The sequence below is a fragment of the Caballeronia hypogeia genome (genome assembly GCF_001544875.2).
Lineage (GTDB): Bacteria > Pseudomonadota > Gammaproteobacteria > Burkholderiales > Burkholderiaceae > Caballeronia > Caballeronia hypogeia.
Map to the genome: position 1 here is coordinate 152,142 of NZ_FCOA02000018.1, position 6,196 is coordinate 158,337.

Annotated in this window: 6 protein-coding genes; 3 read left to right on the top strand and 3 right to left on the bottom strand. The window is 64.2% G+C overall.

The features are described from left to right. Positions 1-15 precede the first annotated feature (15 nt). Entirely contained in the window at positions 16-798 is a 783-nt protein-coding gene (locus AWB79_RS24190; protein ID WP_061169956.1) for a 3',5'-cyclic-nucleotide phosphodiesterase, read from the top strand. Positions 799-803: 5 nt separating this feature from the next. Here the strand turns inward: AWB79_RS24190 and AWB79_RS24195 are convergent, their stop codons facing one another. Further along, positions 804-2,186 carry an FAD-containing oxidoreductase gene (locus AWB79_RS24195; protein WP_061169976.1) on the bottom strand — a complete coding sequence of 461 codons (1,383 nt, stop codon included), beginning with the start codon at positions 2,184-2,186 and terminating at the stop codon, positions 804-806. A 220-nt stretch (positions 2,187-2,406) separates the two neighbouring features. On the opposite strand from AWB79_RS24195, the gene AWB79_RS24200 reads away from it, so the two are divergent. Together AWB79_RS24200 and AWB79_RS24205 are read left to right on the top strand one after the other, a co-directional pair. Continuing rightward, positions 2,407-3,720, top strand: coding sequence for a cation:proton antiporter (locus AWB79_RS24200; RefSeq protein WP_061169977.1), 1,314 nt, complete (start codon positions 2,407-2,409; stop codon positions 3,718-3,720). A gap of 29 nt (positions 3,721-3,749) precedes the next feature. Next, entirely contained in the window at positions 3,750-4,328 is a 579-nt protein-coding gene (locus AWB79_RS24205; protein ID WP_096031600.1) for a P-loop nucleotide/nucleoside kinase family protein, read from the top strand. A gap of 14 nt (positions 4,329-4,342) precedes the next feature. Here AWB79_RS24205 and AWB79_RS24210 read toward each other — a convergent pair whose 3' ends face one another. Continuing rightward, positions 4,343-5,452, bottom strand: a complete 1,110-nt coding sequence (locus tag AWB79_RS24210) for a saccharopine dehydrogenase family protein (RefSeq protein ID WP_061169958.1) — start codon at positions 5,450-5,452, stop codon at positions 4,343-4,345. A gap of 158 nt (positions 5,453-5,610) precedes the next feature. Then, entirely contained in the window at positions 5,611-6,066 is a 456-nt protein-coding gene (locus AWB79_RS24215) for an Lrp/AsnC family transcriptional regulator (RefSeq protein ID WP_061169959.1), read from the bottom strand. Positions 6,067-6,196 lie beyond the last annotated feature (130 nt).

The following is a 6,196-nucleotide window of genomic DNA, read 5'->3' on the forward strand; positions in this document are numbered from 1 at the left end:
CAGGCGGGCCGCATCATGAAAGTTCGGGTACTCGGCTGTAGCGGCGCGATCGGCAGCGGCGGCGATGCGCGCGATCCCGGCGGCACGACGGCCCTGCTCGTCGACAGCGACATGCTGATCGACGCCGGCACGGGCGTCGCGGTCCTCAGCGACGATGAACTGGCGCGCATCGATCATGTGTTTCTCACGCATTCGCATCTGGATCACGTGGCGTATCTGCCACTGATGATCGACGCCGTCGGCGACCGGCGCACGGGTCCGCTCATCGTGCATACGAGCCGCGCGACCATCGACATCCTGCAGGCGCATGTCTTCAACAATCTGATCTGGCCGGACTTCACGCGTATTCCTTCGGCCGATGCTCCGGGCGTGCGCTTCGAGGCGCTGGAAGTCGGCGAGAGCCTCGTGCTCGACGGGCGCACCGTGACCGCGCTGCCCGCGTGCCATTCGGTTCCTTCGATGGGATTCGCGCTTGCCAGCGGCGACGCGGCGCTCGCGTTCAGCGGCGACACGTCCAGTTGTCCAGCGTTCTGGGCCCGGATCTCGGCAATACCCGAATTGCGTCATGTGATCGTCGAGACCGCGTTTCCCGATGCGCAAATCGCTCTCGCGCACGCGGCGCACCATTACTGCCCGCAGCTCATCGCGGGCGATCTGCTCGGCATCGGGCTCTCGGCGGAGTTGCTCATTTCGCATCTGAAACCGCCGTATGGCGAGCAGATTCTCGACGAGTTGCGAGCGGCCTTGCCGGGGATCGCCATGCGGGCGTTGCAGGCGGGCGATGTGCTGGAGATCTAGGCCGCTCACCGCAACGGCTTCAATCCCTCCAGCAATGTAGGAATCAGTTCACTCACCGTCGGATGAATGTGCATCGCGCGCTTGAGCGTGGTGAAAGGCGCATCGGCGTTCATGATGTCAATGAACGTATGAATCGCCTCATCGCCCTCGATGCCGTATATCGCCGCCCCGAGAAAGCGCTGCGTGCGCGCATCGACCAGCGCCTTCATGAAACCGTCGGTCTCGCCTCGCTCGCGCGCGCGTCCGACGCGCGACATCGGCATGGTCGCGATGAGCGCGTCGCGACCGTCGCGGCGCACGTCTTCCTCGCTCATGCCCACGCGCGCGAACGGCGGATCGACGAACACCGCATACGCCATGATGCGCGTATCGACGCTGCGCGATTCGCCGTCGAGCAGATTCGAGGCGATGATCTCGTGGTCGTTCCACGACGTATGCGTGAACGCACCGCGGCCGTTCACGTCGCCGAGCGCGTAGATGCCCTCGACGCCGGTGCGCAACTGCCCGTCCACATCGATCATGCCGTGCTCGTTCACCGCGATGCCCGCGTGCTCCAGACCGAGATCGTCGGTGTTCGGCGTGCGGCCCGTCGCGAACAGCAGATGCGATGCGTCGATCGCTTCAGCGCCGCTGGCAATGCGCACGCCGCCGGAGAACGGTTCCACGCGTTCGATCCGCGCGCCGAAGCGGAATTCGACGCCCTCTCGCACGAGTACGTCCTGCATTGCGCGGGCGACGTCCTCGTCCTCGCGCGTCAGAATGCGCTCGCCACGCACGAGCAAGGTCACGCGAGCGCCGAAGCGGCGGAACATCTGACCGAACTCCAGCGCGATATAGCTCGCGCCCACGATCACGAGATGTTGCGGCACTTCGGTCAGCTCGAGGATCGTCGAGTTGGTCAGATAAGGCACGCGTTCGAGCCCGTCGAGCGCGGGCACCGCCGCGCGCGTGCCCGTGTTGATGAAGACGAGATCGGCGTCGATGTCCTGCGTCGAGCCGTCCGCCGCTTCGATGCGCAACGCGTGCGGCCCGGTGAAGCGCGCATGTCCCCTGAAGACGGTCATGTTCTCCGTGCCGCGCAGCCACTCTTCGATGCCCGTGCGCGAGCCGCCGATCACCTCGTCCTTGCGCGCCTTCACACGCGCCATGTCGATGCGGATATCACCGCCGATCACGACGCCGTAATGCGCCGCCGTGCGCGCGACATGCGCGGCGCGCGCGCTCGCGACATACGTCTTGGTCGGCGTGCAGCCGACGTTCACGCAGGTCCCGCCGAACAGATGCCGCTCGATCACAGCCGTCCGTTTGCCGCTTTGCGCAAGCTTCACGGCGAGCGGCGAGCCGCCCTGCCCCGTGCCGATGACGACCGCATCGAAATGCTGTGACATGCTGGGTTCTCCGTGCGAATGAAGCATGAATGAAGCGCGTGACGAATGGCGCTGCCCGAATCGAAATGCATCTTACGCGCAAGTCGATCGACAGTCAGACGACATGTCACGGCGCGCCTTTCGGACACGGGCATGGCTCGTGCTGGACTTCACCGGAACGTCCTGCGCGTCGTGGCGCGCGGTCCGCTCGATCGAGAACACAGGAGGTCCGAAGACATTCATGGTCGAGACGATGTGGTTTCTCGTCGTCGGCGGCGTGCTCATTTTCATGGGCCTCGCCAGTTCGACGTTCAAGCGCCTGCCGATCAGCACGGCGATGTGCTATCTCGCGATCGGTTTCGCGATGGGCCCGGGCATCGCCAACCTGTTAACGCTCGATCTCGTCGCGGACGCTACCGTCCTGCGGCGCATCACCGAAGTCGCGATGCTGGTGTCGCTGTTCGCGATCGGTCTGCGACTGCGCGTGCCGCCCACCGACCGCATCTGGTTCCTGCCGATACGCCTCGGCCTGGTCGCGATGGTGCTCACCGTCGCCGCGCTCACGCTGTTCGCCGCCTACGCGCTCGGGCTGAGCTGGGGCCCCGCGCTCCTGCTCGCCGCGATGCTCGCGCCGACCGATCCCGTGCTCGCGCACGACGTGCAGGTGGAAACGCCCGGCGACATAGACCTGCTGCGCTTTTCGCTGACCGGCGAAGGCGGCCTGAACGACGGCATCGCGCTGCCGTTCGCGCTGCTCGGCATCGCGGTGTGCCGTTTCGAAGTCAAGCCGAGCGAGGCGCTGCACTGGAGTTTCGCTTTGCAGGCCACCTGGGGCATCGCGGGGGCGCTCGTGAGCGGCTGGCTGCTCGGAGCGCTATCGGTGCGGCTCGTCGCGTATCTGCGCACGCGTCATGGCCAGGCGCTCGGCCCGGAGGGCTTCTATGCGCTCGGGCTGATCGCGCTGTCGTACGGGATCGCCGAATTGCTGCATACGTATGCGTTTCTCGCGGTCTTCGCGGCGGGCCTCGCGATGCGCCGCGTCGAGCAGAAGACGAGTGGCGGCAAGTCAGCGCGCGAGAAGGTCGGCAAGGTCGATGCGGACGACGTCGGCGCCGCCGCGGCCGATCCCGAGCGCGCCCACGCGTTCATGGCGGAGCGCGTGCACGGATTTACGATCGAGCTGGAACGCATCGCCGAAGTGACCATCATGCTGATGATCGGCGCCGTGCTCGCGACGATGTGGCGCCAGCTGTTCACGTGGCAGGCGGCCGCGCTCGTCGCCGCGCTCTTTCTCGTATTGCGCCCGGCGGCGGTCGAGGCGTCGCTGATCGGCTCGCACGCGGCGGGCACGCAACGGCGCCTCATGAGCTGGTTCGGCATACGCGGCGTCGGCTCGTTCTACTATCTGCTCTATGCGATCGAGCAGGCGCCGCACGATGCGGCCGCGCCGCTCGTGCCGCTCGTCATCGCGACGATCGCAGCATCGGTTATCGTGCATGGCATCACCGCGACGCCGCTGATGAAACGCTATCAGCGCACGCACAGCGACGAATGACGTTGCACCTTTCCGGGACCTTTTCACGCGTGAAGCATCTGATCTTTTTTTGCGGCCATGCGGGCACCGGCAAGACCACGCTCGCGAGGCGACTGTTCGCACCGCTGATGCGGGCCACCGGCGAGCCGTTCTGCCTGCTCGACAAGGACACGCTCTACGGCGCGTACAGCGCCGCTGCGATCGGCGCGCTGACCGGCGATCCGCATGATCGCGACAGCCCGCTTTTCATCGAACATTTTCGCGATCCCGAGTATCGCTCGCTGATTAATACCGCCGCGGAGAATCTCGAGCTCGGCGTGAGCGTCGTGATCGTCGCGCCGCTCACGCGCGAAGTGCGCAGTTCACGTCTGTTCGATCGCGCGTGGCTAGGCATTTGCGACGATGTCGAGATTCGAGTCGTCTGGGTACACGTGAACGAGGATGTAGCGCGCGAGCGCATCGTCGCGCGCGGCGATCCGAACGATGCTTACAAGCTCGCGCATTGGGACGAATATCGCACGCGGCTGTTCATGCCGGACGAGCCGCTCGCTCATACGCTCGTGATGTTCGACAACACCACGCCTTCCGATCAGGCGCGCGACGACCTGCTCGCGCGGTTGATCGGGTAATGGTTGCGTGACGCTCACGCCGCCGCGAGTTGCCGCGCGGTAGCGACCGCGTTCCCTCCCTCGTACAGCTTGCCGAAGCGGTTGTTGAGGAATTTATCGAGCGGAACCTGCTCCTGGCGCACGAAGCCGCTTTGCGGCAGCGCGCCTTCGCGGAACAGGTCGAGCTCCGCGCAGATCGCGCCGGCGGTCGTGATCTGGATCGCGCTCATCGGCGTGCCGCATACGTCCTTCGCGAAGATCTTGCGCGTGAACACATCCTGCACGAGTTGGCCGCGACGCATGCCCGTCACCGTGACGAAGATCAGCACAACATCCTGCGCCGTCGATGGCACCGCGCGCTTCAACATCGACTTGAGGCCGTCGCGGTCGGTGGACATGCGCAGATCGTCCAGCAGGAACTTCATCAGATCTCGATGGCCCGGATAGCGCACCGACTTGTAGTCGAGCGTTTCGACCTTGCCCGCGAGCGTTTCGCAGAGCGTGCCAAGCCCACCCGATGTGTTGAACGCCTCGTATTCGATGCCATCGAGCGAGAAATGCTCGACGCCTTCGAGCGGCTGCACCCATTGCGTGCGGCCGTCGCGGATCGCCTCGCACGGCTGACAGTATTCGTTGATGAGACCGTCGATGCTCCACGTCAGGTTGTATTTCAGTGCGTTGGTCGGAAACTCCGGCAGCGCGCCGACGCGCATCTTGACTTCGCGCACGTCATCGAGTCGTTTGGCGAGATCGTGCGCGACGATGCCGATGAAGCCCGGCGCGAGACCGCATTGCGGCATGAAGGCGAGCTCGGAATCCTCGGCGATGGCGCGGATCGCGTGAGTCGCGCGCACGTCCTCGGTCAGGTCGAAGTAATGCACGCCAGCCGCTTTCGCCGCCGAGGCGACGTTGATCGCAAGATAGTAAGGCAGCGCATTGATGAGCGCGTCGAAGCCGGTCAGGGCCTGGCGCAACGCGGGCGTATCGGCGGAATCGACACGGCGCGTCGGAATGCCTTGCGCATCGAGCAGTGCGAGCGCATGTTCGTCGCGATCGAATGCGACAACTTCGAAATCCCCCGTTTCACGAAGCAAATGGGCAATGCTCTGACCGATCAGTCCGGCGCCGACGAGGGCCACTTTCATATTCGTCTCCTTTTATGTGTGCGAGATTTGGGCCGCTTCTGGCGATGCCCTTCCTCATACAGTTTAGGAGCGCGCGAATACTGATCCTAGACGCAAAATGATGCGCTTCGACGATGATTTCCGCCTTTTCGACGAGTCAATACGACAATTCGACGAAACTAGCCCGCGCGATCGATCTTGCGCGCGAGAATGATCGAGGTCGTAGTGCGCTCGACGCCTTCCAGTGCGCCGATCTCGTCGAGCAGATCGTTCAGCCGGTCGGGAGAATCGGCGCGCAGCCACGCGACGTAATCGAATTCCCCGCTCACCGCGCAAAGCAACTGAATCTCCGGCATGCGCGCGAAGCGCTTCTGCAGGTCGCGGCCATACTTCGGCATCAGCTTGATCCCGACATACGCCTGAATGCTCGCATCGAGCACGTCCTGGCCGAGCCGCACGCCGTAACCGGCGATCACGTTGTTCTTCTCCAGCCGCGCGATGCGGGCGATCACTGTCGTGCGCGCGATGCCCAGTTGCCTTGCGAGATTGGCGACGCTCTCGCGTGCGTTCATCTGAAGCAGCGCGACGAGATTGCGGTCGATGTCGTCGAGCTGATCGAGGCGCGGCGGTCTCATGGTGGTATCCGTCTTCCCTGTCTATTTGTATTTTGCGTTATGCCTTTTGAATAGGCGGCCTCAAATCTGAAGTGCAACACCTGTTTCGTATAAGGTGTTGCGATGCACGAAAGAACTCAGTATCAACAGC

What these genes read in the sequence shown, in the direction of transcription:
- AWB79_RS24195 (WP_061169976.1), bottom strand. Translation starts at nt 2,186, where the DNA reads ATGTCACAGCATTTCGATGCGGTCGTCATCGGCACGGGGCAGGGCGGC.
- AWB79_RS24215 (WP_061169959.1), bottom strand. Translation starts at nt 6,066, where the DNA reads ATGAGACCGCCGCGCCTCGATCAGCTCGACGACATCGACCGCAATCTC.
- AWB79_RS24210 (WP_061169958.1), bottom strand. Translation starts at nt 5,452, where the DNA reads ATGAAAGTGGCCCTCGTCGGCGCCGGACTGATCGGTCAGAGCATTGCC.
- AWB79_RS24190 (WP_061169956.1), top strand. Translation starts at nt 16, where the DNA reads ATGAAAGTTCGGGTACTCGGCTGTAGCGGCGCGATCGGCAGCGGCGGC.
- AWB79_RS24200 (WP_061169977.1), top strand. Translation starts at nt 2,407, where the DNA reads ATGGTCGAGACGATGTGGTTTCTCGTCGTCGGCGGCGTGCTCATTTTC.